Raw genomic sequence first — 26,432 nt, forward strand, 5'->3', positions numbered from 1 at the left:
GCCGGCTCTCCTATTTACCACGAGGCTTGCGCTTAGGTTGCTGCTGCTTCGGCTCTTCAATCTGTGGCAGCATTCCGTCTAGAACTTCACCTTTGAAGATCCAAACTTTAACGCCAATCACACCGTATTGGGTGTGACTTTCAGATGTAGAATAGTCGATATCAGCACGCAAAGTATGTAAAGGTACACGACCTTCACGATACCACTCATCGCGCGCAATCTCAGCTCCGCCTAAACGGCCACTAACTTGTACTTTGATACCTTGAGCACCAATACGCATTGCGTTTTGAACTGCGCGCTTCATAGCACGACGGAACATTACGCGACGCTCTAATTGCTGTGCAATAGAGTCAGCAACTAACTTGGCATCTAGCTCAGGTTTACGGATCTCAGCGATGTTAATTTGAGCAGGAGTGCCAGCAAGTTTTGACACTGCAGCACGCAATACTTCAACGTCTTCACCTTTCTTACCGATCACAACACCTGGACGGGCAGTGTGAATGGTAACGCGGATGCTTTTCGCTGGACGCTCGATAACAATCTTAGATACTGAAGCAGCTTGTAATTTCTCTACAAGAAACTTACGCACTTCCCAGTCGCTGTTCAGGTTACTTGCGTAATCTGATTTATCTGCGTACCAGGTAGAGATCCAAGGCTTGGTGATACCCAGACGGATACCATTAGGATGTACTTTCTGTCCCATTGCTCTCTCCTAGCGATCTGATACAACCACAGTAATGTGGCTGGTACGCTTCATGATACGATCAGCGCGGCCTTTAGCACGTGGCATGATACGCTTCATAGTTGGGCCTTCATCTACGAAGACGGCTCCGACTTTAAGCTCATCAATATCCGCGCCTTCGTTGTGTTCGGCGTTTGCGATAGCTGAGTCAAGTACTTTTTTAACCAGTACGGCGGCTTTCTTGGGGCTGAAAGTCAAAATCTCGAGGGCCTTAGCAACAGGCAATCCACGAATTTGATCAGCAACCAGACGGGCCTTCTGCGCAGACGTACGGGCAAAACGATGTTTAGCTAAAACTTCCATCTTATTCCTCCCGTATTAACGCTTCTTCGCTTTCTTATCTGCAGCATGGCCGCGATAAGTGCGAGTTGGTGAAAATTCACCAAGTTTGTGGCCGATCATTTCGTCAGTTACGAACACAGGAACGTGCTGACGACCATTATGGACAGCGATGGTCAAACCAATCATATTTGGAATGATCATAGAGCGACGTGACCAAGTCTTAATAGGCTTTTTGTCACCGGCTTCCATCGCTTTCTCTACCTTCTTCAGCAAGTGCAGGTCAATGAAGGGACCTTTCTTGAGAGAACGTGGCATGGCGAATCCTCTTACTATTTATTACGACGACGTACGATGTACTTGTCAGTGCGCTTGTTACTACGAGTTTTATAACCCTTAGTTGGCACACCCCATGGAGTCACTGGGTGACGACCACCAGAAGTACGGCCTTCACCACCACCGTGTGGATGGTCTACTGGGTTCATTGCAACACCACGCACTGTAGGACGTATGCCTCTCCAGCGCTTAGCACCTGCTTTACCTAACTGGCGTAGCATGTGTTCGGCATTACCAACTTCACCAAATGTCGCGCGGCAATCAACTGGCACTTTACGCATTTCGCCAGAGCGAAGACGTAGAGTGGCATATGCGCCATCACGAGCAACAACTTGTACATAAGCACCTGCAGAACGAGCGATCTGAGCACCTTTACCAGGCTTCATTTCAACTGCGTGAACTACAGAACCTACTGGGATGTTGCGCAGTGGCATAGCGTTACCGGTTTTGATCTCGGCAGCAACACCAGACTGGATCTTATCGCCAGCTTGCATGCCTTTGGCAGCAAGAATATAACGACGCTCACCATCCGCATACAATACTAACGCGATGTTAGCAGTACGGTTTGGATCGTATTCCAGACGCTCAATCTTTGCAGGGATACCATCTTTATCGCGTTTGAAGTCGATTAGACGATAATGCTGCTTATGACCACCACCTACGTGACGGACAGTGATACGGCCAGTATTGTTACGGCCACCACTTTTAGATTTTTTCGCCAACAAGCCAGCAAAAGGTTTACCCTTGTGCAGGTCAGTGTTCACCACTTTAACTACGTGGCGACGACCTGGAGAGGTTGGCTTACACTTAATAACTGCCATGATAATTCTCCTTTGCTTACTCAGCGCCGCCGACGAAATCGATGTCAGCACCAGCAGCTAGAGTCACATAGGCTTTTTTCCAATCGCTACGACGACCAGTACGGCCACCAGTGCGTTTAGTTTTGCCTTTGCTCACTAAAGTGCGAACTGAATCAACTTCAACTTCAAATAGCTTAGCAACAGCAGCTTTAATTTCAGCTTTAGTTGCATCGATAGCTACGCGGAAAACAACAGTGTTGTGCTTCTCAGCGTTCACAGTGCTCTTTTCAGAGATATGTGGAGCGAGAATAACTTTTAGCAAACGTTCTTCGCGGATCATCATGCTAGCATCTCCTCGATTTGCTTCACTGCGTCAGCAGTCACAAGCACAGTGTTGAAGGCGATCAGACTCACTGGGTCTAGACCCGCTACATCACGAACGTCAACCTTGTACAGGTTACGAGCTGCTAAGAATAAGTTCTCATCAACTTCTGCAGTCACAATCAGAACGTCTTCAAGGTTCATTGCTTTCAATTTAGCTTTCAGCTCTTTAGTTTTAGGAGCTTCAACACCGAAAGATTCAACAATAACCAAACGCTCTTGACGTACCAATTCAGACAGAATGCTTCTCAGCGCGCCGCGGTACATCTTTTTGTTAACTTTTTGGCTGTGATCTTGGGTTTTAGCAGCGAATGTTACGCCACCGCCACGCCAGATTGGGCCTTTAACAGAACCAGCACGAGCACGGCCAGTTCCTTTTTGGCGCCAAGGCTTTTTGCCTGAGCCAGTTACTTCCGCACGAGTCTTTTGAGCACGAGTGCCCTGACGCGCGTTTGCAGCGTATGCTACAACTACCTGATGAACCAGTGCCTCGTTAAAGTCACGGCCGAAGGTAGTTTCGGAAACTTCAAGAGCGCTTTGCGCGTCTTTCAATACCAATTCCATTACTATCTCCTCAGACCTTAAGCTTTAACGGCAGGCTTGATAATCAAGTCGCCATTGGTAGCGCCAGGAACAGCGCCACGGACTAGTAGCAGGTTACGCTCAACATCTACACGAACAACAACTAGATTTTGAGTAGTAACACGCTCGGCACCCATATGGCCTGACATTTTTTTGCCTTTGAATACGCGACCAGGCGTTTGGTTCTGACCGATAGAACCATTCGAGCGGTGCGACAAAGAGTTACCGTGAGTCATATCTTGAGTACGGAAGTTCCAACGCTTAACGCCGCCTTGGAAGCCTTTACCTTTTGATTGACCAGTAACATCAACTTTCGCTACGTCTGCGAAAATATCAACATTTAGCTCAGCACCAACTTCAATGCCCTCGCCTTCACCGTCTACCAAACGCATTTCCCACAAACCACGACCGGCTTCAACGCCGCTCTTGGCAAAGTGACCTGCTTCTGGTTTAGTGATGCGATTGGCTTTTTTGGTGCCAGTTGTAACTTGAAGTGCACGGTAGCCGTCAGTTTCTAAAGTTTTCACTTGAGTAACACGGTTGCCTGCAACTTCAATTACAGTAACTGGTATTGAAACACCATCTTCAGTGAAGATGCGAGTCATACCAACTTTACGACCAATAAGACCGATAGCCATCTCTCAAACCTCTTCTTACTAGGATCTCAATTAACCCAAGCTAATCTGTACGTCGACACCAGCCGCAAGATCTAAACGCATTAACGCGTCAACAGTCTTTTCAGTTGGCTCTACGATGTCAACCAGGCGCTTGTGTGTACGTAATTCGTACTGGTCACGAGCATCTTTATTAACGTGCGGAGAGATCAAAATGGTATAACGCTCTTTGCGAGTAGGTAGTGGAATTGGACCACGAACCTGCGCGCCTGTACGCTTAGCAGTTTCAACGATTTCCGCTGTAGACTGATCAATTAAGCGATGATCAAATCCCTTTAAGCGGATACGGATTCTTTGGTTCTGCATTGACCAGAGCTCCTAAAATGGACATATAAAAAATCACCCTCTAGCTTCTTCAATATAGAAAAGCAGAGCGAGATGATTTAACCGTTCGGCTCCCAATCGGAGCCGCTATGATAATGATTAACTTCAGCGACTAATCATTTAATTCGCCAACCTAAGTCGACGAGGGGGCCATTATACCTATCTAAATCCGGATATCAAGCCCGCTGTGTAAATAGTCATCAAATAACTATTTAACTTCAGAGTGGCGAGCATTTTACACAAATTTGTGAATAAAACCAGCCCTCAAACAAAAAAGGAAGCCGAAGCTTCCTTTTCAAACTAATTTCTATCGCAATTAAGCGATGATTTTAGCTACTACACCAGCACCAACTGTACGACCACCTTCACGGATTGCGAAACGTAAACCTTCGTCCATCGCGATTGGGCAAATCAGAGTCACTACCATTTTGATGTTGTCGCCAGGCATTACCATCTCTACGCCTTCTGGCAGTTCGATAGTACCGGTTACGTCAGTTGTACGGAAGTAGAACTGTGGACGGTAGCCTTTGAAGAATGGAGTGTGACGTCCGCCTTCTTCTTTTGACAGAACGTAAACTTCTGATTCAAAAGTCGTGTGTGGGTTGATTGAACCTGGTTTAGCCAATACTTGACCACGTTCTACGTCATCACGCTTAGTACCACGTAATAACACACCACAGTTCTCGCCTGCACGACCTTCGTCAAGCAGTTTACGGAACATTTCTACACCAGTACACGTTGTTTTAGTCGTTGTGCGAACACCAACGATTTCAACTTCGTCACCCACTTTAACAATACCACGCTCAACACGACCAGTAACTACTGTACCACGGCCTGAAATTGAGAATACGTCTTCGATTGGCAGTAGGAACGGCTTATCGATGTCACGTTGTGGTTCTGGAATGTAAGAATCCAGTGCTGCGGCTAATTCAAGGATCTTAGCTTCCCACTCTGGTTGACCTTCTAGGGCCTTCAGAGCTGAACCTTGGATTACTGGTAAATCATCACCCGGGAAATCGTATTCTGACAGAAGTTCACGCACTTCCATTTCAACCAATTCCAGTAACTCTTCGTCATCTACCATGTCACATTTGTTCATGAACACGATGATGAAAGGTACGCCAACCTGACGAGAAAGCAGGATGTGCTCACGAGTCTGTGGCATTGGACCGTCTGTAGAGGCAACTACTAGAATCGCGCCGTCCATCTGTGCAGCACCAGTGATCATGTTTTTAACATAGTCAGCGTGGCCTGGGCAGTCTACGTGTGCGTAGTGACGTGAAGGCGTGTCATATTCGATGTGAGAGGTATTGATCGTAATACCGCGCTCACGCTCTTCTGGAGCGTTATCGATTTGAGAGAAGTCTTTAGCTTCGCCACCGTAGGTCTTAGCCAGTACGTGAGAGATAGCTGCAGTCAGTGTGGTTTTACCATGGTCAACGTGACCAATGGTGCCCACGTTTACGTGAGGCTTAATACGTTCAAATTTAGCTTTTGCCACGATATATTCCTTTCTTTTCAGAATAGTCCAGTCAGTGCTGGACCATAATAACATTTATGTCGTAACTGGATATTAGCTACGAGATTCAATAATCGCTTTTGCAATGTTTTGCGGTGCATCAGAGTACTTCAAGAACTCCATAGAGTATGAAGCGCGACCCTGTGTAGCAGAGCGCAAATCAGTTGCATAACCAAACATTTCAGAAAGAGGCACTACAGCATGGACTATTTTGATGCCACCAAAGCCATCATCCATCCCTTCAATTAGGCCACGACGACGGTTCAAATCACCAACGACGTCACCCATATAATTTTCAGGGGTAGTTACTTCTACTTTCATGCAAGGTTCGAGCAACGCCGGATTCGCTTCAAGCGCACCCTTTTTGAAGCCCATAGAACCTGCAATTTTGAACGCCATCTCGTTCGAGTCCACATCATGATATGAACCATCGAACAGAGTGACCTTCACGTCCAACACAGGGAAGCCAGCGAGAACGCCATTCTTCATCTGTTCTTGGATACCTTTATCAACCGCAGGAATGAATTCACGAGGAATCACACCTCCCACAACAGCATTGACAAATTCGTAACCAGCGCCTTCTTCATTAGGCTCTAGTTTTAACCAAACGTGACCGAATTGTCCACGACCACCTGATTGGCGTACAAATTTACCTTCAGCTTCTACTGAAGCTCGGATAGTTTCGCGGTAGGCCACTTGTGGCTTACCTACGTTACATTCAACACCAAATTCGCGACGCATACGGTCTACGATGATGTCTAAGTGTAACTCACCCATACCCGAAATCAGAGTTTGTGATGATTCTTCGTCAGTTTCAACTCGGAATGATGGATCTTCCGCTGCAAGTTTTTGCAACGCGATACCCATTTTGTCCTGATCTGCTTTTGACTTAGGCTCAACGGCAATGGTAATTACTGGCTCTGGGAACTCCATACGTTCCAAGATCACTCTATGATCGTTATCACAAAGCGTATCACCCGTAGTCACTTCTTTTAGACCAATCGCCGCTGCGATATCACCAGCACGGACTTCTTTCAGTTCAGTGCGATCGTTTGCGTGCATTTGCACCATGCGACCTACGCGTTCACGCTTCTGTTTGACAGAGTTGTAAACGCCCGAACCTGATTCGAGTACGCCTGAGTACACGCGAATAAAGGTCAAAGTTCCTACGAATGGATCTGTAGCAATCTTAAATGCCAATGCAGCAAAAGGCGCATTGTCATCTGATGGGCGTTCTACTTCTTGGTCGTTCTCGTCGATGCCCTTAATTGGAGGCACATCAATTGGCGCTGACAAGAATTCAATAACCGCATCAAGTACCGCTTGAACGCCTTTGTTCTTAAATGCAGAACCACAAGTCGCTAAAACGATTTCATTATTTATAGTACGCTGACGTAGCGCCTTTTTAATTTCGTCTTCTGATAGCGTGCCTTCTTCAAGGTACTTATCCATCAGTTCATCCGAAGATTCAGCTGCCACTTCAACCAGATACTCATGCATTTCAGCCGCTTTAGCAGCTAACTCTGCAGGGATCTCCTCATAAGTGAAAGTCATACCCTGGTCTGATTCATTCCAGTTAATCGCTTTCATCTTGATTAAGTCGATCACGCCTTTGAAGTTTTCTTCTGCACCGATATTCAATTGAATAGGCACACAAGTGGCTCCAAGACGAGTTCTAATTTGCTTCACTACACGTTCAAAGTCTGCACCTGCACGGTCCATCTTGTTGATAAATACCAAACGTGGAACGCGGTATTTATCAGCTTGACGCCACACTGTTTCTGACTGAGGTTCAACACCAGATGAACCACAGAAAACGACAACAGCACCGTCGAGGACGCGCAGAGACCGTTCAACTTCAATAGTAAAGTCAACGTGACCAGGGGTATCGATGATATTGATGCGGTGTTCAGTGAATTGAGCATCCATACCACGCCAGAATGTGGTTACCGCAGCCGAGGTGATAGTGATACCACGCTCTTGCTCTTGAACCATCCAGTCTGTGGTAGCGGCGCCGTCATGCACCTCACCGATTTTATGAGACAAACCGGTATAGAACAGAACACGTTCTGTTGTGGTGGTTTTACCTGCGTCAACATGAGCACAAATACCGATATTACGATAACGCTCAATTGGGGTTGTACGAGCCACGATTATACCCTCTCCACCAAGACCTAAGTCTTGGCAATATCAACAACTATGGTGTGGGCCTAAGCCCACACCATCATATTACCAACGGTAATGAGCAAAGGCTTTGTTAGCTTCAGCCATGCGATGCACGTCTTCACGCTTCTTAACAGCAGTACCTTTGTTTTCAGACGCATCCAGCATTTCACCTGCCAGACGTAAAGCCATAGATTTTTCACCACGCTTACGAGCAGCTTCAACTAACCAGCGCATCGCCAGTGCGTTACGACGCACAGGACGAACTTCACATGGTACCTGGTACGTAGAACCACCAACGCGACGAGATTTAACTTCGACTGATGGGCGAACGTTGTCCAGGGCTGCTTCAAGGATAACTAAATGGTTTTCGCTTTTCTTTTCAGCGACAACATCTAGTGCCTTGTAAATAATTTTTTCTGCAGTCGACTTTTTGCCGTCTTGCATAATGACGTTGATGAACTTAGCCAGCAACTCACTGTGAAACTTTGGATCTGGTAGGATTTTACGTTGTCCTACAACGCGACGTCTTGGCATAACAATTCTCCGTATGCTTCAGGGATTTCCAAAACTGGAATTCTCAAAATAAAACTAGCTTGGCCTTACTTAACGGATAAGTTAAGACTTAGGACGCTTAGCACCGTATTTAGAACGGCTTTGGCGACGTGAAGTCACGCCTGCACAGTCTAATGCGCCACGAATAGTGTGATAACGCACACCTGGTAAGTCTTTAACACGACCACCACGGATTAAGATCACGCTATGTTCCTGCAGGTTGTGGCCTTCACCGCCGATGTACGAAGTAACTTCGAAACCGTTAGTTAGACGCACACGAGCTACTTTACGTAGTGCAGAGTTAGGTTTTTTAGGGGTAGTAGTGTACACACGTGTACAAACACCACGTTTTTGCGGGCACGCATTCAACGCAGGCACGTTAGTCTTGTCGACTTTTGGCGCGCGTGGCTTACGTACCAACTGGTTTACAGTTGCCATGTATAGCTCCGAGTCAGTTGAATCAAACTCAACGATAAGGTGTGAAAAATCTATATCCCACAATGGTGGGACGCGGAATTTTAGAAAGGTAATGCCTGACTGTCAAGAAATAGCCAACTTTTGCGGCATATTACAAGAAAAAAGGCGCCATAGGCGCCTTTTTATAACAAACTTATTACTTAATCTTGGCTACCAGCCAAGTTTAAGAGATCGGCCAAGTTCTGTTCGGCTTCACTTGCAGTGATCTTGTTCACTACTACAGGTTCGTTTTTCTTCGCACGCGCTTCATTACGAGTCTTGTGATAAGCGTAACCAGTACCGGCTGGGATCAGTCGGCCAACGATAACGTTTTCTTTCAGACCACGTAATTGATCGCTCTTACCACCTACGGCGGCTTCGGTCAGTACGCGCGTCGTTTCTTGGAACGATGCTGCTGAGATAAAGGATTCTGTTGCCAGAGATGCTTTAGTAATACCCAGTAGTTCACGTTCAAAGGTCGCAGGCACTTTACCTTGGGCGATCAGTTCGCGGTTAGCGATCTTCACGCGTGACACTTCAGCTTGTTCCCCTTCGAGGAAGTCAGTGTCACCGGCAGAAGTGATAAGACACTTACGCAGCATCTGACGGATGATCACTTCGATATGCTTATCGTTGATCTTCACGCCTTGCAGACGGTAAACGTCCTGTACTTCGTTCACAATGTAGTTTGCTACGTTGTGGATACCACGAAGACGCAGAATGTCGTGTGCCGCTTCTGGACCGTCAGCGATAACTTCACCACGTTCGACTTTTTCACCTTCGAACACGTTTAAGTTACGCCACTTAGGGATCATCTCTTCATAATGATCGCCGCCATCAGCAGGTGTAATCACCAAACGACGCTTACCTTTGGTCTCTTTACCAAACGAGATGGTACCAGAGATTTCCGCCAGAATAGCAGGCTCTTTTGGCTTACGCGCTTCGAACAAGTCAGCAACGCGTGGCAGACCACCGGTGATGTCGCGAGTTTTAGACGATTCCTGAGGAATACGAGCTAATGCGTCACCCACGTTGATTTGCGCGTTATCTTCTAAGTTAACGATCGCACTACCTGGTAAGAAGTATTGTGCTGGTACTTCAGTACCTGGGATCATCAAGTCAGCACCATTAGCGCCAAGCAGACGGATCATTGGGCGCATTTCTTTACCCGCAGTACCACGCTGACCAACGTCAAGGATCACGATTGATGACAGACCCGTTAGTTCGTCTGTTTGACGTGTCATCGTGACACCGTCAATCATGTCTACGAACTTGATACTACCCGCCACTTCAGAAATGATTGGGTGAGTATGTGGATCCCAGTTAGCGATAACATCGCCCGCTTCAACAGCCGCTTCTTCTAGTTTCTCGAGCACAGTACCGTATGGCACTTTATAACGCTCTTTCTCACGACCCAGCTCGTCAATAACAGCCAGTTCAGAAGAACGAGAAACGATAACCAGTTTGCCGTCACTGTTAGTCACATGCTTAGCATTATGCAGTTTCAATGAACCCGAGTTTTTCACTTGGACATTGTTTTCTGCAGACGCTCTAGATGCCGCACCACCGATGTGGAACGTACGCATCGTTAACTGTGTACCTGGTTCACCGATAGATTGTGCTGCCACAACACCGATGGCTTCACCGTGGTTAATAATATGACCACGAGCCAAGTCACGACCGTAACAAGCTGCACACACACCGAAATCGGTATCACAAGAAATAACAGAACGTACAATCACTTCGTCGATTGAATGCTCTTCTAACTTGTCACACCATGCTTCGTCGAGTAGCGTGTTACGTGGTGCTAATACGTCTTCAGTGCCTGGATAGAACACATCAATCGCAACCACACGACCCAGTACGCGTTCACGTAACGGCTCAACCACATCACCACCTTCAATCAGCGGTTTCATGGTTAGACCTTCGTGAGTACCACAATCGTCTTCGATAACCACTAAATCTTGTGCAACGTCTACAAGACGACGAGTCAGGTAACCCGAGTTCGCTGTCTTCAATGCCGTATCGGCTAGACCTTTACGCGCACCGTGAGTAGAAATAAAGTACTGGAGTACGTTTAGACCTTCACGGAAGTTAGCGGTAATTGGCGTTTCGATGATTGAGCCGTCTGGCTTAGCCATCAGACCACGCATACCCGCCAACTGACGGATCTGTGCGGCACTACCACGAGCGCCTGAGTCAGCCATCATATAGATGCTGTTAAACGAGGCTTGTTTCTCTTCAACACCATCACGGTTAATCACTGTCTCAGTTGACAGGTTTTCCATCATAGCTTTAGAAACTTTTTCGTTGGCACTAGCCCAGATATCGATAACTTTGTTGTAACGCTCACCGGCTGTGACTAGACCAGATTGGAACTGCTCTTGAATTTCAAGAACTTCCGCTTCTGCATCAGCAACTAAGGTGTATTTCTCGTCTGGAATAACCATGTCATCGATACCTACAGAGGCACCAGAGATGGTTGCAAAACGGAAACCGGTATACATCAATTGGTCAGCGAAGATAACAGTATCTTTCAGACCCAGTTGACGATAACAGGTGTTCAACAGTTTAGAGATCTGCTTTTTGCCCATGTTCTGGTTAACCAGATCAAATGACAAACCTGCTGGCAGAATAAGTGACAGCAGAGCACGACCCACAGTCGTATCAACGATACGGCGTTGTTCAGTGCGCTCACCATCGTCACCAATAATGGTTTCAGTGATACGAACTTTAACGCGGGCATGCAGTTCAGCAGCGCCAGTTGCGTAAGCTTTTTCAACTTCAGCAACAGACATAAATGCCATACCTTCACCACGGCCGTTAATACGCTCACGGCTGGTGTAGTACAGACCCAATACCACGTCTTGAGACGGGGTGATAACAGGCTCGCCGTTGGCTGGTGACAGGATGTTGTTAGTAGACATCATCAGGGCACGGGCTTCAAGCTGCGCTTCCAGTGTTAACGGTACGTGTACCGCCATTTGGTCACCATCGAAGTCGGCGTTGTATGCCGCACAAACGAGTGGGTGTAACTGGATTGCTTTACCTTCAATCAGTACTGGTTCGAACGCTTGGATACCCAGTCTGTGCAGTGTTGGTGCACGGTTGAGCATCACTGGATGTTCGCGGATCACTTCATCCAGAACGTCCCAAACTTCCGCTACTTCACGCTCAACCATCTTCTTAGCCGCTTTGATAGTAGTAGCTAAGCCACGACCTTCTAGCTTGCCATAGATGAATGGCTTGAACAGTTCCAGTGCCATCTTCTTAGGAAGACCACATTGGTGCAGACGTAGAGTAGGACCTACGGTAATTACCGAACGACCAGAATAGTCAACGCGCTTACCCAACAAGTTCTGACGGAAACGACCTTGCTTACCTTTGATCATATCAGCCAAAGATTTCAGAGGACGCTTGTTAGAACCGGTAATAGCACGACCACGACGACCGTTATCTAATAGCGCATCAACAGACTCTTGTAACATACGCTTTTCGTTGCGTACGATAATGTCTGGCGCAGCTAAATCTAACAGACGCTTCAAACGGTTGTTACGGTTGATCACGCGGCGATACAGGTCGTTAAGATCTGAAGTCGCGAAGCGGCCGCCATCGAGCGGAACCAACGGACGTAAGTCAGGTGGTAACACAGGCAGTACTTTTAAGATCATCCACTCAGGCTTGTTGCCTGAAGTGTAGAATGCTTCCATCAACTTAAGACGTTTAGTCACTTTCTTGCGACGAGTCTCAGAATTGATTGAAGGCAATTCTTCACGCATTTGTTCAATTTCTTTTGCTAAATCGATAGCACGTAACAGTTCAAGCACTGCTTCGGCACCCATTTTAGCTTCGAACTCATCACCGTATTCTTCTAATGCATCCAGATAAGTTTCTTCTGTCAGCATTTGGCCACGTTCAAGGCTGGTCATGCCAGGCTCGATCACGACAAATGATTCAAAATACAGTACGCGTTCGATATCACGCAGCGTCATATCCAGCATTAAGCCAATACGTGACGGCAGTGATTTTAAGAACCAAATGTGCGCAACTGGGCTAGCCAGTTCGATGTGACCCATACGTTCACGACGTACTTTAGTTTGGGTTACTTCAACGCCACACTTTTCACAAATAACACCACGGTGCTTCAAACGTTTGTACTTACCGCACAAACATTCGTAATCTTTGACTGGGCCAAAGATACGCGCACAGAACAGACCTTCACGCTCAGGCTTGAAGGTACGGTAGTTGATGGTTTCTGGCTTCTTAACTTCACCAAAAGACCAAGAACGGATCAGATCAGGCGATGCCAGACCAATTTTGATGCCGTTAAATTCTTCAGTCTTGCTTTGCTGTTTCAGAAACTTTAATAAGTCTTTCACGTTTCTCTCCTGAAGGAGTTAAACCGGGTGCTCCGCTTGCACGGAGCACCATTCTGTTTGCCAAACGCGGCTAAAGGCCTGCGCTTATGCCTGATCCAACTCGATATTAATACCGAGTGAACGGATCTCCTTCAGTAACACGTTGAAGGACTCTGGCATGCCAGGTTGCATCTGATGGTTACCGTCGACGATGTTCTTATACATCTGAGTACGACCGTTAACGTCATCCGATTTAACAGTGAGCATTTCTTGAAGCGTATAAGCGGCACCGTATGCTTCTAGTGCCCACACTTCCATCTCACCGAAACGCTGACCACCGAACTGAGCTTTACCGCCCAGTGGTTGTTGAGTCACTAAGCTGTACGAACCGGTAGAACGGGCGTGCATCTTGTCATCAACTAAGTGGTTCAGTTTGAGCATGTACATGTAACCTACCGTTACTTGACGCTCAAATTCGTTACCGGTACGACCATCAAACAACTTCAACTGACCAGAGGTTGGCAAACCTGCAAGTTCAAGCATCTGCTTGATCTCTTTCTCTTTAGCACCGTCGAATGCAGGAGTTGCAATCGGGATACCGCCTTTCAGGTTAGTCGCAAGACGTAATACTTCATCATCAGTGAATGAATCGATATCGACGCGCTGCTGCACTTCGTCACCTAATTCATAAACTTGCTTGATGTAACCACGAACTTCAGCCAGCTCACGCTGTTCTTCAAGCATCGCAGTGATCTTGTTACCAATGCCTTTGGCAGCGGCGCCCATATGGACTTCAAGTACCTGACCAATGTTCATACGTGATGGAACACCTAGCGGGTTCAATACGATGTCTACTGGGTTACCTTGTTCGTCATATGGCATGTCTTCGATTGGGCAAATCTTAGAGATAACACCCTTGTTACCGTGACGACCCGCCATCTTGTCACCAGGTTGGATAGTACGCTTAACCGCTAAGTAAACCTTAACGATTTTGAGTACGCCTGGCGCCAAATCATCACCTTGGGTGATCTTGCGACGTTTGATTTCAAACTTCTTATCGAAGTCAGCTTTCAGCTCTTCATGCTGTTCAGCTAATTGCTCAAGTTCAGTTTGTTTTGCTTCATCGTCAATGACTTGAACCAATACATCTTTACGTGGCAACGCAGCAATTTGCGCTTCAGTGAAACCAGCACCGATTAACAGGTTACGCGCACGGCTCAATACACCTTCTTCAAGGATCTTGAACTCTTCGCCTAAGTCTTTACGAGCTTGGGCAATGTGCATCTCTTCGATTTCAACTGCACGCTTATCTTTTTCAACGCCGTCACGGGTAAATACCTGAACGTCGATGATAGTGCCCTTAACAGAGTTAGGAACACGCAGTGAACTGTCTTTAACGTCAGACGCTTTCTCACCGAAGATAGCACGGAGTAACTTCTCTTCTGGCGTTAGCTGTGTTTCGCCTTTTGGCGTCACTTTACCAACCAGAATATCGCCGCCCTTCACTTCTGCACCAATGTAAACGATACCTGACTCGTCGAGTTTCGACAGAGCAGATTCACCTACGTTTGGAATATCAGCCGTGATTTCTTCGCTACCCAGTTTGGTATCACGAGCAATACAAGACAGCTCCTGAATGTGGATAGTGGTGAAACGGTCTTCTTGCGCTACGCGCTCAGAAATTAAGATCGAGTCTTCGAAGTTGTAACCGTTCCAAGGCATGAATGCGATACGCATGTTCTGGCCAAGGGCTAAGTCACCTAAGTCAGTAGACGGACCGTCTGCTAACACGTCACCACGAACGACTGGCTCACCAACAGCACAACAAGGGCGTTGGTTGATACAAGTGTTTTGGTTAGAACGGGTGTATTTAGTCAGGTTATAAATGTCGATACCGGCTTCGCCTGGACGCAACTCATCTTCATTTACTTTAACAACGATGCGGCTCGCATCAACGTAGTCTACAAAACCACCACGTTTAGCAACAACCACAACACCAGAGTCAACAGCCAAAGTACGTTCAATACCAGTACCTACTAGCGGCTTTTCAGAGCGCAGTGTGGGTACGGCTTGACGTTGCATGTTCGCACCCATCAAGGCACGGTTAGCATCGTCGTGTTCTAAGAACGGGATCAGCGACGCAGCAACAGAAATAATCTGTTGTGGCGAAACGTCCATATACTGGATGTCAGCAGCGCGCATAAAGGTAGATTCACCTTTATGACGACAAGCAATTTGCTCTTCTGCCATACGACCGTTCGCGTCAACTTCAATGTTCGCCTGTGCAATCACATAACGACCTTCTTCGATTGCTGACAAGTATTCCACTTCGTCAGTAATCACGCCGTCGATAACCTTGCGGTATGGCGTTTCTAGGAAGCCGTAAGAGTTAGTACGGGCAAAACTTGCTAATGAGTTGATTAGACCAATGTTTGGACCTTCAGGGGTCTCAATTGGACATAAACGACCATAATGCGTTGGATGTACGTCGCGGACTTCGAAGCCTGCACGTTCACGAGTCAAACCACCAGGGCCAAGTGCAGAAATACGACGCTTATGCGTTACTTCTGACAGCGGGTTGTTTTGGTCCATGAATTGTGACAGCTGAGAAGAACCGAAGAACTCTTTCACTGCAGCAGAAATTGGCTTAGCGTTGATCAAGTCTTGTGGCATCAGCTCGTTCAGATCGCCTAAAGACAGACGTTCACGCACGGCGCGCTCAACACGGACTAAACCAACACGGAATTGGTTTTCAGCCATTTCACCGACGCTACGAATACGACGGTTACCTAAGTGATCGATGTCATCGACTTCGTCGAAACCGTTACGGATATGAATGATGTTCTTCATTACCGCGACGATGTCTTCTTTAGACAATACACCGCTACCTTCGTCATCAGGAATGCTGAGACGACGGTTGAACTTCATACGACCTACTTTAGACAGGTCATAACGCTCTTCACTGAAGAACAAGTTCTGGAATAGCGCTTCGGCAGCATCTTTGGTTGGTGGCTCGCCAGGACGCATCATACGATAGATCTCAACCAGCGCTTCTAAGCGGTTAGTGGTTGAATCGATACGCAGCGTATCTGAAATATAAGCACCATGATCTAGCTCGTTGATATACAACGTGCTGATATCTTTAATACCGGCCAATGATAGTTTAGCCAGATCTTCTAAGCTAATTTCACTGTTGGCAGAGACTAAAACTTCACCCGTGTCCGGATCGATATAATCTTGAGCAGCATATTTGCCCACGATATATTCAACTGGCACTTCAAGCTCAGTGGTATTAGTCTTTTCTAACTGACGAATGTGACGCGCAGTAATACGACGTCCCGCTTCAACCAGTACAGAACCTTCAGCATCCTTGATGTCATAGCTGGCAGTTTCGCCACGCAGACGTTCAGGCACCAAAGACATGACCAGAGTATCTTTCTTGATCTTGAACTCAACGCGTTCGAAGAACAGATCGAGGATCTCTTGAGTAGAATATTCTAATGCACGTAACATGATGGTCGCAGGCAGTTTGCGGCGACGGTCAATACGCACAAATAGTGCATCTTTAGGATCGAATTCAAAGTCAAGCCATGAACCACGGTAAGGAATAATACGTGCGTTATACAGCACCTTACCGGATGAGTGGGTTTTACCACGGTCATGATCAAAGAACACGCCTGGAGAACGGTGTAATTGAGATACGATTACACGCTCAGTACCGTTGATAACAAAAGTACCGTTATCCGTCATCAATGGGATATCACCCATGTAGACTTCTTGTTCTTTAATATCTTTTACTGTGCCCGCCGCTGCTTCACGGTCATACAACACCATGCGTAATTTAACGCGTAGTGGAGCTGAATACGTAACACCACGGATCTGACACTCTTTCACATCAAAAACAGGCTCGCCAAGCTTATAGCTGACGTATTGCAGTTCTGAGTTACCAGAAAAGCTCTTGATGGGAAAAACGCTACGGAAGGCGGCTTCTAAACCGCGCTCACCGGTAGGATCTTGATCGGTGAACTTCTTAAAAGAGTCTAGCTGGATAGACAATAAATAAGGGATATCCAAAACTTTTGGACGCTTACCAAAGTCTTTGCGAATACGCTTCTTTTCAGAATAGGAGTAAACCATGGGTTTCCTCTGCTTACGAGATGTGACCAAGACTGAATAAATAACTTAAGTTATTAAAATTCAGCACGTTTGCCCATCACCGTTGATGGCAAGAACCTAACCAGTAATCTCTGCTAGGGACTGCAAAATTTGGCGACAAACGGTGAAAAAAAATCGCCAGCGCATATAGCGCAAAAAAGGCCGACGGTTAAAAAACCGCCAGCCTCCACCCAAGTGGCTTGGGTGAGCAAGCTAAATAATAGCTTACTTAATTTCTACAGAAGCACCAGCTTCAGTAAGTTCTTTCTTCAGAGCTTCAGCTTCTTCTTTAGAAACGCCTTCTTTAACTGCTACTGGAGCAGCTTCAGACATAGCTTTAGCTTCTTTCAGGCCTAAACCAGTTGCGCCACGGATGGCTTTAATAACTGCAACTTTGTTGTCGCCGTGAGCAGTCAGAACTACGTTGAATTCTGTTTGTTCTTCAACAACAACTGCTTCTGCACCGCCAGAAACAACAGCAGCAGCGGCAGAAACGCCGAACTTCTCTTCCATAGCTTCGATCAGTTCAACAACTTCCATTACAGACATAGCTGCAAAGGCTTCTAAGATTTGGTCTTTAGTGATAGACATAACAAATGTTTCCTATTGTTCTGAATTCAATTTTATTAAGCAGCCAGCTTGAAATTAAGCGGCTTCTTGTTTTTGATCGCGCAGGGCGGCCAGTGTACGAACGAACTTGCCAGCAGATGCTTCTTTCATAGTCATCATTAACTGAGCTAGTGCTTCTTCGTATGTTGGCAGTTTCGCCAAACGATCAATTTCAGCTGCAGGGATGAAATTCCCTTCAAAGGCTGCGCCTTTAACTTCGAAGTTAGCTTGTTCTTTAGCAAAGTCTTTTAACAGACGTGCTGCAGCACCTGGGTGCTCTAAAGAAAAAGCAATCAAAGTTGGGCCAGTGAACGTTTCTGCTAGGCACTCAAAAGCAGTACCTTCAACAGCACGACGAGCTAGCGTGTTACGTACTACACGTACATATACACCAGCTTCGCGAGCTTTTTTACGCAGACCGGTCATAGCACCTACAGTCACACCGCGAGAATCAGCGGCAACTGCAGATAGCGCACCTTTGGCAGCTTCGTTGACTTCAGCAACAATCGCTTTTTTGTCTTCGAGTCTTAATGCCATTGGCTTTACTCCTGGATTCTACCTAGGGTATTCCCTAGTATTTACCATACTAAATACTTATGTATTTAGTGACTTACGGTGCAGATTATCCAGTAAAAAATTTTAGCTGGGGCCTGACACCGTCTACGCAGGAAATTAAGTTATTTTTACAAAAAACACCTGCGGTCTTGGACGGAAACCTGAGTTAAACTCCGCCTAAACGAGAGATAAAACAGGCTTCAACCCACAAAGTGCGCGCATTATAGACTAATGCACCCGCTTTGTAAAATTATAGAGTTGTTTCAAGCGTAGCTTGATCAACTGCAACACCTGCACCCATAGTGGTAGAGATGCTGATCTTTTTCACGAAAATGCCTTTAGCAACTGCAGGCTTAGCCTTTTTCAGTGCTGACACTAACGCTTCCAAGTTTTCTTTCAATTGAACTGGTGTGAAATCCACTTTACCGATAGTAGTGTGGATAATACCGTTCTTGTCGTTACGGTAACGAACTTGACCCGCTTTGGCGTTCTTAACAGCTTCAGCAACGTTTGGCGTTACTGTACCTGTTTTAGGGTTAGGCATTAAACCACGTGGGCCTAAGATTTGACCTAACATACCAACAACGCGCATTGCATCTGGAGATGCGATAACTACGTCAAAGTTCATTTCACCGGCTTTGATTTTCTCAGCCAGATCATCCATACCAACTAGCTCAGCGCCAGCAGCTTTAGCAGCTTCAGCATTTGCACCTTGTGTAAATACTGCAACGCGAACGTCACGACCAGTACCGTGTGGCAACACTGTTGCACCACGAACGTTTTGGTCAGATTTACGAGGGTCAATACCCAGGTTAACTGCTACGTCTACACTTTCAACGAATTTTGCAGTTGCTAATTCTTTTAACAGAGCAACAGCTTCGTTGATATCGTAGCTTTTAGTACCGTCAACTTTTTCGCGAATTACGCGCATGCGTTTAGTTAGCTTTGCCATTATATTAATCCTCTACAACCAAACCCATTGAACGCGCAGTACCTTCGATTGAGCGAGTCATCGCTTCAATGTCAGCACCAGTCATATCGGCAGCTTTCAGTTCAGCAATTTCTTGAACTTTAGCGCGAGCGATAGTACCCACTTTCTGAGTGTTTGGACGTGGAGAACCTGATTTCAGGCCTGCAGCAGTCTTCAGTAAGTAAGACGCTGGAGAAGTCTTAGTTTCAAAAGTGAATGAACGGTCACTGTAAACAGTGATCACGACTGGAATAGGCATGCCTTTTTCCATTTTTTCTGTACGGGCGTTAAACGCTTTACAGAATTCCATGATGTTCACACCTTTTTGACCCAAAGCTGGACCAACTGGTGGTGATGGGTTCGCAGAACCGGATTTTACTTGTAGCTTAATATAAGCATCAATCTTCTTTGCCATCTGACATTTCCTCAGTTTGGGTTCAAACGCGCATCAGCGACATGCTGACATGCTCCCCCGAAAACAACGGGTGCGAATTATATAGAAATTCGCACCCGTTGCCAAACGGATTTTGTAGTTTATTTAATCAGCCTTTTTCAACTTGACTAAAATCAAGTTCAACAGGCGTAGAACGACCAAAGATCATCACTGATACTTTCACGCGGCTCTTGTCATAATCCACTTCTTCAACGGTACCGTTAAAGTCAGCAAATGGACCATCACACACACGTACCACTTCACCAGGCTCAAATATGGTTCTATGAGTCGGTGACGCTGTCGTTTCTTGTAAGCGACGCAGAATTGCATCAGCTTCTTTATCTGAAATTGGGGCAGGACGATCAGACGTTCCGCCAATAAAGCCTAAAACACGCGGGATGCTTTTGACTAAATGCCAGCTGTCATCGTTCATTTCCATCTGGACTAACACATAGCCAGGGAAAAACTTACGTTCGCTCTTGCGACGCTGACCTGCACGCATTTCGATGACTTCTTCAGTCGGAACCAATACTTCACCGAAGTATGCTTCCATGCCATGCATTTTAATATATTCAATCAGTGACTTACAAACTCGGCCTTCATAGCCTGAGAATGCCTGCACTACATACCATCTTTTTTTAGCTTCTTTAGCTTCAGTCATTCGAGGTGCCTATACGCCAGTGATAAAATTGACAATTCGCATTAACACAGCATCCATACCCCAAAGGATAAGAGCTAAGATACCTGTTGCTGCAAGGACAATAAAAGTGGTGTTTAGCGCTTCTTGACGCGTCGGCCATACAACCTTGCGCACTTCGATATGCGCTTCACGGGCAAAAGCTAACGCTTTTTTACCTTTTACAGTCTGAAGCGCAATAAAACCAGCAATAGCGAATGCAACGATAACACTAAGCGCACGTATGACGGCACTGGCTTCGCTATACATTTGATTGCCAATAACAGCAGCGGCTAGCAATACAATCACTAAACCCCACTTCACGATATCCAGAGAATTGTTCTGGTTTTCAGTATTTGTTGTCATCGGTTTTTCCGTTACTCAATACGGCCTGAGCTTAGAGCACATTAATTGACGGGCATAATCCCACATCACTCTGCATTTCCGAACACCCTTAGAAACGCAAAATAGCATAAGCTCAGGGTCAAAAATCGGCCATAGATTGTATTCTTATTCGACTTTGTAAGCAAGGATGCGAATCCCATGCAAACCACAAAACCTATGAAATAATCCACTTAAACAAAAAAGGAAGCCGAAGCTTCCTTTTCAAACTAATTTCTATCGCAATTAAGCGATGATTTTAGCTACTACACCAGCACCAACTGTACGACCACCTTCACGGATTGCGAAGCGTAAACCTTCGTCCATCGCGATTGGGCAAATCAGAGTCACTACCATTTTGATGTTGTCGCCAGGCATTACCATCTCTACGCCTTCTGGCAGTTCGATAGTACCGGTTACGTCAGTTGTACGGAAGTAGAACTGTGGACGGTAGCCTTTGAAGAATGGAGTGTGACGTCCGCCTTCTTCTTTTGACAGAACATAAACTTCTGATTCAAAAGTCGTGTGTGGGTTGATTGAACCTGGTTTAGCCAATACTTGACCACGTTCTACGTCATCACGCTTAGTACCACGTAATAACACACCACAGTTCTCACCTGCACGACCTTCGTCAAGCAGTTTACGGAACATTTCTACACCAGTACACGTTGTTTTAGTCGTTGTGCGAACACCAACGATTTCAACTTCGTCACCCACTTTAACAATACCACGCTCAACACGACCAGTAACGACTGTACCACGGCCTGAAATTGAGAATACGTCTTCGATTGGCAGTAGGAACGGCTTATCGATATCACGTTGTGGTTCTGGAATGTAAGAATCCAGTGCTGCGGCTAATTCAAGGATCTTAGCTTCCCACTCTGGTTGACCTTCTAGGGCCTTCAGAGCTGAACCTTGGATTACTGGTAAATCATCACCTGGGAAATCGTATTCTGACAGAAGTTCACGCACTTCCATTTCGACCAATTCCAGTAACTCTTCGTCATCTACCATGTCACATTTGTTCATGAACACGATGATGAAAGGTACGCCAACCTGACGAGAAAGCAGGATGTGCTCACGAGTCTGTGGCATTGGACCGTCTGTAGAGGCAACCACTAGAATCGCGCCGTCCATCTGTGCAGCACCAGTGATCATGTTTTTAACATAGTCAGCGTGGCCTGGGCAGTCTACGTGTGCGTAGTGACGTGAAGGCGTGTCATATTCGATGTGAGAGGTATTGATCGTGATACCGCGCTCACGCTCTTCTGGAGCGTTATCGATTTGAGAGAAGTCTTTAGCTTCGCCACCGTAGGTCTTAGCCAGTACGTGAGAGATAGCTGCAGTCAGTGTGGTTTTACCATGGTCAACGTGACCAATGGTGCCCACGTTTACATGGGGCTTAATACGTTCAAATTTAGCTTTAGCCATGGTAATGCCTCAGTCCAAGATTCTTGGTGATGAAAACTAACATATAGAAAAAATCCGATGCATTAAAATGACATCGAACCGATTATGTTTAGGCGTAGGAGCTAAATTTAGAGAGGCTGGTGCTGATAGGCAGATTCGAACTGCCGACCTCACCCTTACCAAGGGTGTGCTCTACCAACTGAGCCATATCAGCAACTAATTTGGAGCGGACAGCGGGAATCGAACCCGCGTTATCAGCTTGGAAGGCTGGAGTAATACCATTATACGATGTCCGCGCAACCTAACTAAGGCTACCTAACTACCTAGAAAAAAGTGGTGGAGGGAGAAGGATTCGAACCTTCGAAGGCTGAGCCGTCAGATTTACAGTCTGATCCCTTTGGCCACTCGGGAACCCCTCCACAGAAAATGGTGCCGGCACCAAGAGTCGAACTCGGGACCTACTGATTACAAGTCAGTTGCTCTACCAACTGAGCTATGCCGGCATTATCATTTCGGAACGGGATATTAGGTAAATGCGCTCCCAAGTGCAAGTAAAAAACGCCTATTTACGTAAAAAAAGCGCTTGAACGGTGTTTTTTTACACGTTATGCAACTTTGACGGCCAATTAAACAGCGAATACATCAAACGGTAACGGAAACACGACTGCAATCACCCATTTAGTATTGTTCCAAATAATCTCATAGTGTACTGTGCCTTTCCTAAGCTGAGGAAAGCCTATGACTTCTAAAAATTCAATTCAAAAAGCACTCTATCTCGCCTTCGAGCGCCTGCAATGGTCTGAGTTACGAGATTCAGTGCCGTTGACACTGAGTGAGCAAGACTTGGAGAACCTTAGAGGCATAAATGAAAAGATTTCCTTATCGGAAGTGACCGATATTTATCTTCCCCTTAGCCGGCTACTGAATTTGATCGTTAAAGCTAAGCAACAACGAGGCTTAGTGGTTGATGAATTCCTCGGTCAAAAACCATCAAAAAGTCCTTACATCATTAGTATTGCTGGTAGTGTCGCCGTCGGGAAAAGCACCACAGCACGTATTTTGCAAGCTTTACTACGACACTGGCCTGAACACCCAAAAGTTGATTTGGTGACAACAGATGGTTTTTTGTATCCTCTGGCGGACTTAAAACGTAAAGGACTCTTACAGCGTAAGGGATTTCCAGAAAGTTACGATATGAAAATGCTGGTTGAGTTTATCTCCGCCGTGAAATCCGGTCAGCCACATGTGAAAGCCCCTATCTATTCGCACGTCACCTATGACCGCGTTAAGAATCAGCATCAAACCGTTTCTCAGCCAGACATCTTAATTTTAGAAGGCTTGAATGTATTACAGACTGGACTCGACTCCCCCGTTGATACCCGTCGTCCTTTCGTCTCCGATTTTGTCGACTTTTCTATTTATGTCGATGCGGAAGAACCTTTGCTGAAACAATGGTATAAAGAACGATTCTTGCAGTTCCGCTCTGGCGCATTCAGTGACAAAAAATCTTATTTTCATCACTATTCGACGCTAACCGACGATGAAGCCAATACGATTGCCGCCAATATTTGGGACACAATCAATGGCCCAAACCTACAACTTAACATTCAACCGACCCGTGAGAGGGCCCATTTGATCCTGCAGAAAGGTCAGGATCATTTGATGTCCCACGTGCTGATGCGCAAATAGCCTTATATAAAATTGACTCTTGCGTACTTAGCGTGCCCTTAAGCTAATTTCACCGCCGATAAATGCTTGAACACCATCGGCGGTTTCGAGCAATACCGCACCTTGCTCATCAACGCCACGACAAATTCCTTCGACAGACTTTTCCCCCATAAGCAAACGTATTTCACGGCCATAAAATAAGTCCGCAGCTTGCCAACGAGTCTTGAATGCAGCTAATCCTTCACGCTCAAATAACTGAATATCACGCTTAAGCTGCTTCTGTAATGCAATAACAAGCGCCGTCTTGTCAGGCATGTCGACCAACTCTGACAAATCACTCCAAGGCTGATCGATACCTTTACCTTGTTCCTCTGACATAGCCATATTGACACCAACACCTATGATAAGCTGGCACAGGCTATCAGCCTGCCCCGACATTTCAATCAAGATCCCGGCAAGCTTCTTGTTATCCAAATAGATGTCATTGGGCCACTTAACACCAATATTCTCGACGCCAAAAGATTTAAGCACTTCAACCAATGTACAGGCCACCACTAAACTCAATCCCATGGCCTGTGCCATTCCCTGCGGGAAAGTCCAAAACAGCGAGAAATATAAGTGATGCCCATAGGGCGACACCCAAGTTCGGCCTCGACGACCACGACCTGCGGATTGATACTCTGCCACACACACATCACCATTCTTCAATTCAGTAGTATGGTCCAGCATAAAGCCGTTGGTGCTTGCTATCTCATCAAAGTAAAAGCAACGGTTATCAATTGATTGCACTAAACGTGATGCATCAATCAAAGAAATAGGATTAGCTAACTTATAACCGCGACCTTTGACGCTATAAATTGCCACACCATAGGTTTCTAGCGCATCGATGTGCTTATTCACTGCGGCACGCGAAATCCCAAGTTCAGTGGCTAACTGCTCGCCAGAAACAAATTGCCCGCTAGATAATAAAGCTAATATCTGGCGTTTTCTTCCCCAATGATCAGACATGCAAATCTCCTTCGCCATTGGCCCCAATGATTCTAGGCTCGGCTTCTAGAACGACACCAAATTTATCCCGAACTTGCGCAATAACATGCAGTGCTAGGCGGCAAATATCATGCCCCGTTGCTCCGCCTCGATTCACTAACACTAAGGCTTGCTTGTCATGCACTGCCACATTGCCGAGCACAAAACCTTTCAGTCCCGCTTGTTCAATCAACCAGCCTGCAGCCAATTTCACTGTTGCATCCGCTTGTGCGTAGCCCACTATCGTCGGAAAACGCTGTGCTAAATCTAGATAACAGGCCGCGCTTACAATGGGGTTTTTAAAGAAACTGCCTGCATTGCCGAGCACAGCGGGATCAGGAAGCTTTTCACTTCGTACTTGGCATACGCGCTCAAAAATCTCATGCGCTGTAACGGTTGCAGGATCAAACGATTGCAATGGACCATAGGCCAAACGCGGTTGCCAACGTTTAGCTAAGCGCAGTCCAACAACAGTGACTACAGCGAGATTGCGCAATTTGTCTTTGAAAATAGACTCACGGTAAGCAAATTGACACTCAGTTGTACTGATGCGCACAAACTCACCTGAGGGTAAATCAAGATACTCAACCCAATCACACACATCACATAGTTCAACACCATAAGCGCCAATATTCTGAATAGGTGCTGCACCAACCGTCCCAGGAATTAATGCCATATTCTCCAGCCCAAACATGCCATGCTCGAGCGTAAACTGAATTAACTCGTGCCAATTCTCACCTGCCTCAACATCGAGATAAAACGCTTCTGTGTCTTCAGATACTTTTATCCCTTTCGATAAAATCCTGACAACTGTGCCGTTAAAGTCCTCCGTAAAGACCAGATTGCTACCGCCACCAAGCACTAACATAGGCAATTGCTTTTGCCATAGTGGCAGACATATCGCCTTAACAGCTTCTTTTGAGTGCGCTTCAACAAGATCCGCGCAAGATTGGGCTAAACCAAAGGAATTAAATGATTGAAGGCTATGAGATAGAGACATGTGTTTGTTCAATGACGACAAAAACGTATTGTAACTGCTAAAAGCGAGGATTGCAGCTCATGCTAGAGAAGATGGCTGGATGAAGAACAGAGAGAAAAGCAGGAAAATCACTCCAATTAACAAATTATAGACGCAAAAAAGCCAGCTTATTCAGCTGGCTTGGTTACATCTCAATGAAATAATTAGGCGCTTGGCGATGACCTACTCTCACATGGGGGTGAAATCATCGCGCTATAAATACGGAGTATTTAGCCATGATTGAACGCGAAGAAGCTTGTCTTCGTAGCTGGGGAGTCCGCTTAGCGGCGGGTTGACATCGAGATAAGTTTTCGCGGAGCGTATAAACACCAAAGCCCTAGCGGTTTAGGCTAGGGCTTTGG

The 26,432-nt window shown here is 46.2% G+C and carries 24 protein-coding genes and 4 tRNA genes; 1 reads left to right on the forward strand and 27 read right to left on the reverse strand.

Annotated features, from left to right (window positions below; genetic code table 11):
• Nucleotides 1-10 precede the first annotated feature (10 nt).
• The 25 genes from rpsC to AAA952_RS20800 form a co-directional block, all read right to left on the reverse strand.
• The gene (gene rpsC, locus AAA952_RS20680) at nucleotides 11-703 is read right to left on the reverse strand and encodes a 30S ribosomal protein S3 (RefSeq protein ID WP_006083594.1); all 693 of its coding nucleotides are present in this window, start codon (nucleotides 701-703) and stop codon (nucleotides 11-13) included.
• Nucleotides 704-712: 9 nt separating this feature from the next.
• Nucleotides 713-1,045, reverse strand: coding sequence for a 50S ribosomal protein L22 (gene rplV, locus AAA952_RS20685; protein WP_006083595.1), 333 nt, complete (start codon nucleotides 1,043-1,045; stop codon nucleotides 713-715).
• Between the two features lie 15 nt (nucleotides 1,046-1,060).
• Nucleotides 1,061-1,339, reverse strand: coding sequence for a 30S ribosomal protein S19 (rpsS, locus tag AAA952_RS20690; protein WP_006083596.1), 279 nt, complete (start codon nucleotides 1,337-1,339; stop codon nucleotides 1,061-1,063).
• A gap of 14 nt (nucleotides 1,340-1,353) precedes the next feature.
• Entirely contained in the window at nucleotides 1,354-2,178 is an 825-nt protein-coding gene (gene rplB / locus AAA952_RS20695) for a 50S ribosomal protein L2 (protein ID WP_006083597.1), read from the reverse strand.
• A gap of 16 nt (nucleotides 2,179-2,194) precedes the next feature.
• On the reverse strand, nucleotides 2,195-2,497 hold the full coding sequence (rplW, locus tag AAA952_RS20700) for a 50S ribosomal protein L23 (protein ID WP_025008843.1): 303 nt from the start codon (nucleotides 2,495-2,497) through the stop codon (nucleotides 2,195-2,197).
• Nucleotides 2,497-3,102 (reverse strand): 50S ribosomal protein L4, encoded by a 606-nt coding sequence (rplD, locus tag AAA952_RS20705; RefSeq protein WP_113941598.1) that lies wholly within the window; start codon nucleotides 3,100-3,102, stop codon nucleotides 2,497-2,499. The genes rplW and rplD overlap by 1 nt, the downstream gene beginning before the upstream one ends.
• Nucleotides 3,103-3,119: 17 nt before the next feature.
• Nucleotides 3,120-3,758, reverse strand: coding sequence for a 50S ribosomal protein L3 (gene rplC, locus AAA952_RS20710; RefSeq protein WP_006083600.1), 639 nt, complete (start codon nucleotides 3,756-3,758; stop codon nucleotides 3,120-3,122).
• A 30-nt stretch (nucleotides 3,759-3,788) separates the two neighbouring features.
• A complete protein-coding gene (gene rpsJ / locus AAA952_RS20715; protein ID WP_006083601.1) occupies nucleotides 3,789-4,100 on the reverse strand; it encodes a 30S ribosomal protein S10 in 312 nt (103 codons plus the stop codon).
• A 334-nt stretch (nucleotides 4,101-4,434) separates the two neighbouring features.
• Nucleotides 4,435-5,619: an elongation factor Tu gene (tuf, locus tag AAA952_RS20720; RefSeq protein ID WP_105251028.1), complete on the reverse strand. Its 1,185-nt coding sequence runs from the start codon at nucleotides 5,617-5,619 to the stop codon at nucleotides 4,435-4,437.
• Nucleotides 5,620-5,691: 72 nt separating this feature from the next.
• A complete protein-coding gene (gene fusA, locus AAA952_RS20725) occupies nucleotides 5,692-7,788 on the reverse strand; it encodes an elongation factor G (protein ID WP_338259326.1) in 2,097 nt (698 codons plus the stop codon).
• Nucleotides 7,789-7,866: 78 nt separating this feature from the next.
• Complete coding sequence (rpsG, locus tag AAA952_RS20730) at nucleotides 7,867-8,337, reverse strand: 30S ribosomal protein S7 (RefSeq protein ID WP_011787570.1); 471 nt, start codon at nucleotides 8,335-8,337, stop codon at nucleotides 7,867-7,869.
• Nucleotides 8,338-8,418: 81 nt separating this feature from the next.
• Nucleotides 8,419-8,793 (reverse strand): 30S ribosomal protein S12, encoded by a 375-nt coding sequence (rpsL, locus tag AAA952_RS20735; RefSeq protein ID WP_006083605.1) that lies wholly within the window; start codon nucleotides 8,791-8,793, stop codon nucleotides 8,419-8,421.
• 179 nt (nucleotides 8,794-8,972) lie between these two features.
• Complete coding sequence (gene rpoC, locus AAA952_RS20740) at nucleotides 8,973-13,190, reverse strand: DNA-directed RNA polymerase subunit beta' (protein ID WP_105251033.1); 4,218 nt, start codon at nucleotides 13,188-13,190, stop codon at nucleotides 8,973-8,975.
• Between the two features lie 84 nt (nucleotides 13,191-13,274).
• Complete coding sequence (gene rpoB / locus AAA952_RS20745) at nucleotides 13,275-17,306, reverse strand: DNA-directed RNA polymerase subunit beta (protein WP_113941599.1); 4,032 nt, start codon at nucleotides 17,304-17,306, stop codon at nucleotides 13,275-13,277.
• Nucleotides 17,307-17,549: 243 nt separating this feature from the next.
• On the reverse strand, nucleotides 17,550-17,915 hold the full coding sequence (gene rplL / locus AAA952_RS20750) for a 50S ribosomal protein L7/L12 (protein ID WP_105251031.1): 366 nt from the start codon (nucleotides 17,913-17,915) through the stop codon (nucleotides 17,550-17,552).
• A gap of 54 nt (nucleotides 17,916-17,969) precedes the next feature.
• Nucleotides 17,970-18,470 (reverse strand): 50S ribosomal protein L10, encoded by a 501-nt coding sequence (rplJ, locus tag AAA952_RS20755; RefSeq protein WP_006083609.1) that lies wholly within the window; start codon nucleotides 18,468-18,470, stop codon nucleotides 17,970-17,972.
• A gap of 268 nt (nucleotides 18,471-18,738) precedes the next feature.
• Entirely contained in the window at nucleotides 18,739-19,440 is a 702-nt protein-coding gene (gene rplA / locus AAA952_RS20760) for a 50S ribosomal protein L1 (RefSeq protein ID WP_105251030.1), read from the reverse strand.
• A gap of 4 nt (nucleotides 19,441-19,444) precedes the next feature.
• A complete protein-coding gene (gene rplK / locus AAA952_RS20765) occupies nucleotides 19,445-19,873 on the reverse strand; it encodes a 50S ribosomal protein L11 (protein ID WP_006083611.1) in 429 nt (142 codons plus the stop codon).
• A gap of 127 nt (nucleotides 19,874-20,000) precedes the next feature.
• Complete coding sequence (nusG, locus tag AAA952_RS20770) at nucleotides 20,001-20,552, reverse strand: transcription termination/antitermination protein NusG (RefSeq protein ID WP_105251029.1); 552 nt, start codon at nucleotides 20,550-20,552, stop codon at nucleotides 20,001-20,003.
• A 9-nt stretch (nucleotides 20,553-20,561) separates the two neighbouring features.
• Nucleotides 20,562-20,933, reverse strand: coding sequence for a preprotein translocase subunit SecE (gene secE / locus AAA952_RS20775; protein ID WP_006083613.1), 372 nt, complete (start codon nucleotides 20,931-20,933; stop codon nucleotides 20,562-20,564).
• Nucleotides 20,934-21,194: 261 nt separating this feature from the next.
• Nucleotides 21,195-22,379: an elongation factor Tu gene (tuf, locus tag AAA952_RS20780; RefSeq protein ID WP_105251028.1), complete on the reverse strand. Its 1,185-nt coding sequence runs from the start codon at nucleotides 22,377-22,379 to the stop codon at nucleotides 21,195-21,197.
• 117 nt (nucleotides 22,380-22,496) lie between these two features.
• Nucleotides 22,497-22,572, reverse strand: a tRNA-Thr gene (locus AAA952_RS20785).
• A gap of 8 nt (nucleotides 22,573-22,580) precedes the next feature.
• Nucleotides 22,581-22,654, reverse strand: a tRNA-Gly gene (locus tag AAA952_RS20790).
• A 38-nt stretch (nucleotides 22,655-22,692) separates the two neighbouring features.
• Nucleotides 22,693-22,777: transfer RNA gene (locus AAA952_RS20795), tRNA-Tyr, on the reverse strand.
• 8 nt (nucleotides 22,778-22,785) lie between these two features.
• Nucleotides 22,786-22,861 (reverse strand) — tRNA-Thr (locus tag AAA952_RS20800).
• A 235-nt stretch (nucleotides 22,862-23,096) separates the two neighbouring features.
• Here AAA952_RS20800 and coaA point away from each other — a divergent pair.
• Nucleotides 23,097-24,047 (forward strand): type I pantothenate kinase, encoded by a 951-nt coding sequence (gene coaA / locus AAA952_RS20805; RefSeq protein ID WP_105251027.1) that lies wholly within the window; start codon nucleotides 23,097-23,099, stop codon nucleotides 24,045-24,047.
• 27 nt (nucleotides 24,048-24,074) lie between these two features.
• Here coaA and birA read toward each other — a convergent pair whose 3' ends face one another.
• Together birA and murB are read right to left on the reverse strand one after the other, a co-directional pair.
• Nucleotides 24,075-25,034, reverse strand: coding sequence for a bifunctional biotin--[acetyl-CoA-carboxylase] ligase/biotin operon repressor BirA (birA, locus tag AAA952_RS20810; protein ID WP_168827728.1), 960 nt, complete (start codon nucleotides 25,032-25,034; stop codon nucleotides 24,075-24,077).
• Complete coding sequence (gene murB / locus AAA952_RS20815; protein ID WP_263186906.1) at nucleotides 25,027-26,052, reverse strand: UDP-N-acetylmuramate dehydrogenase; 1,026 nt, start codon at nucleotides 26,050-26,052, stop codon at nucleotides 25,027-25,029. Before murB ends, birA begins: the two co-directional genes overlap by 8 nt.
• Between the last annotated feature and the right edge of the window lie 380 nt (nucleotides 26,053-26,432).

Origin of the sequence: Shewanella sp. M-Br, assembly GCF_036245925.1 — a bacterium.
GTDB lineage: Bacteria > Pseudomonadota > Gammaproteobacteria > Enterobacterales > Shewanellaceae > Shewanella > Shewanella oncorhynchi.

Excerpts from the sequence above, each read along its gene's own strand:
- rpsC (WP_006083594.1), bottom strand. The coding sequence starts at position 703 with ATGGGACAGAAAGTACATCCTAATGGTATCCGTCTGGGTATCACCAAG.
- rplV (WP_006083595.1), bottom strand. The coding sequence starts at position 1,045 with ATGGAAGTTTTAGCTAAACATCGTTTTGCCCGTACGTCTGCGCAGAAG.
- rpsS (WP_006083596.1), bottom strand. The coding sequence starts at position 1,339 with ATGCCACGTTCTCTCAAGAAAGGTCCCTTCATTGACCTGCACTTGCTG.
- rplB (WP_006083597.1), bottom strand. The coding sequence starts at position 2,178 with ATGGCAGTTATTAAGTGTAAGCCAACCTCTCCAGGTCGTCGCCACGTA.
- rplW (WP_025008843.1), bottom strand. The coding sequence starts at position 2,497 with ATGATCCGCGAAGAACGTTTGCTAAAAGTTATTCTCGCTCCACATATC.
- rplD (WP_113941598.1), bottom strand. The coding sequence starts at position 3,102 with ATGGAATTGGTATTGAAAGACGCGCAAAGCGCTCTTGAAGTTTCCGAA.
- rplC (WP_006083600.1), bottom strand. The coding sequence starts at position 3,758 with ATGGCTATCGGTCTTATTGGTCGTAAAGTTGGTATGACTCGCATCTTC.
- rpsJ (WP_006083601.1), bottom strand. The coding sequence starts at position 4,100 with ATGCAGAACCAAAGAATCCGTATCCGCTTAAAGGGATTTGATCATCGC.
- rpsG (WP_011787570.1), bottom strand. The coding sequence starts at position 8,337 with ATGCCAAGACGTCGCGTTGTAGGACAACGTAAAATCCTACCAGATCCA.
- rpsL (WP_006083605.1), bottom strand. The coding sequence starts at position 8,793 with ATGGCAACTGTAAACCAGTTGGTACGTAAGCCACGCGCGCCAAAAGTC.
- rpoB (WP_113941599.1), bottom strand. The coding sequence starts at position 17,306 with ATGGTTTACTCCTATTCTGAAAAGAAGCGTATTCGCAAAGACTTTGGT.
- rplL (WP_105251031.1), bottom strand. The coding sequence starts at position 17,915 with ATGTCTATCACTAAAGACCAAATCTTAGAAGCCTTTGCAGCTATGTCT.
- rplJ (WP_006083609.1), bottom strand. The coding sequence starts at position 18,470 with ATGGCATTAAGACTCGAAGACAAAAAAGCGATTGTTGCTGAAGTCAAC.
- rplA (WP_105251030.1), bottom strand. The coding sequence starts at position 19,440 with ATGGCAAAGCTAACTAAACGCATGCGCGTAATTCGCGAAAAAGTTGAC.
- rplK (WP_006083611.1), bottom strand. The coding sequence starts at position 19,873 with ATGGCAAAGAAGATTGATGCTTATATTAAGCTACAAGTAAAATCCGGT.
- nusG (WP_105251029.1), bottom strand. The coding sequence starts at position 20,552 with ATGACTGAAGCTAAAGAAGCTAAAAAAAGATGGTATGTAGTGCAGGCA.
- secE (WP_006083613.1), bottom strand. The coding sequence starts at position 20,933 with ATGACAACAAATACTGAAAACCAGAACAATTCTCTGGATATCGTGAAG.
- tuf (WP_105251028.1), bottom strand. The coding sequence starts at position 22,379 with ATGGCTAAAGCTAAATTTGAACGTATTAAGCCCCATGTAAACGTGGGC.
- coaA (WP_105251027.1), top strand. The coding sequence starts at position 23,097 with ATGACTTCTAAAAATTCAATTCAAAAAGCACTCTATCTCGCCTTCGAG.
- birA (WP_168827728.1), bottom strand. The coding sequence starts at position 25,034 with ATGTCTGATCATTGGGGAAGAAAACGCCAGATATTAGCTTTATTATCT.
- murB (WP_263186906.1), bottom strand. The coding sequence starts at position 26,052 with ATGTCTCTATCTCATAGCCTTCAATCATTTAATTCCTTTGGTTTAGCC.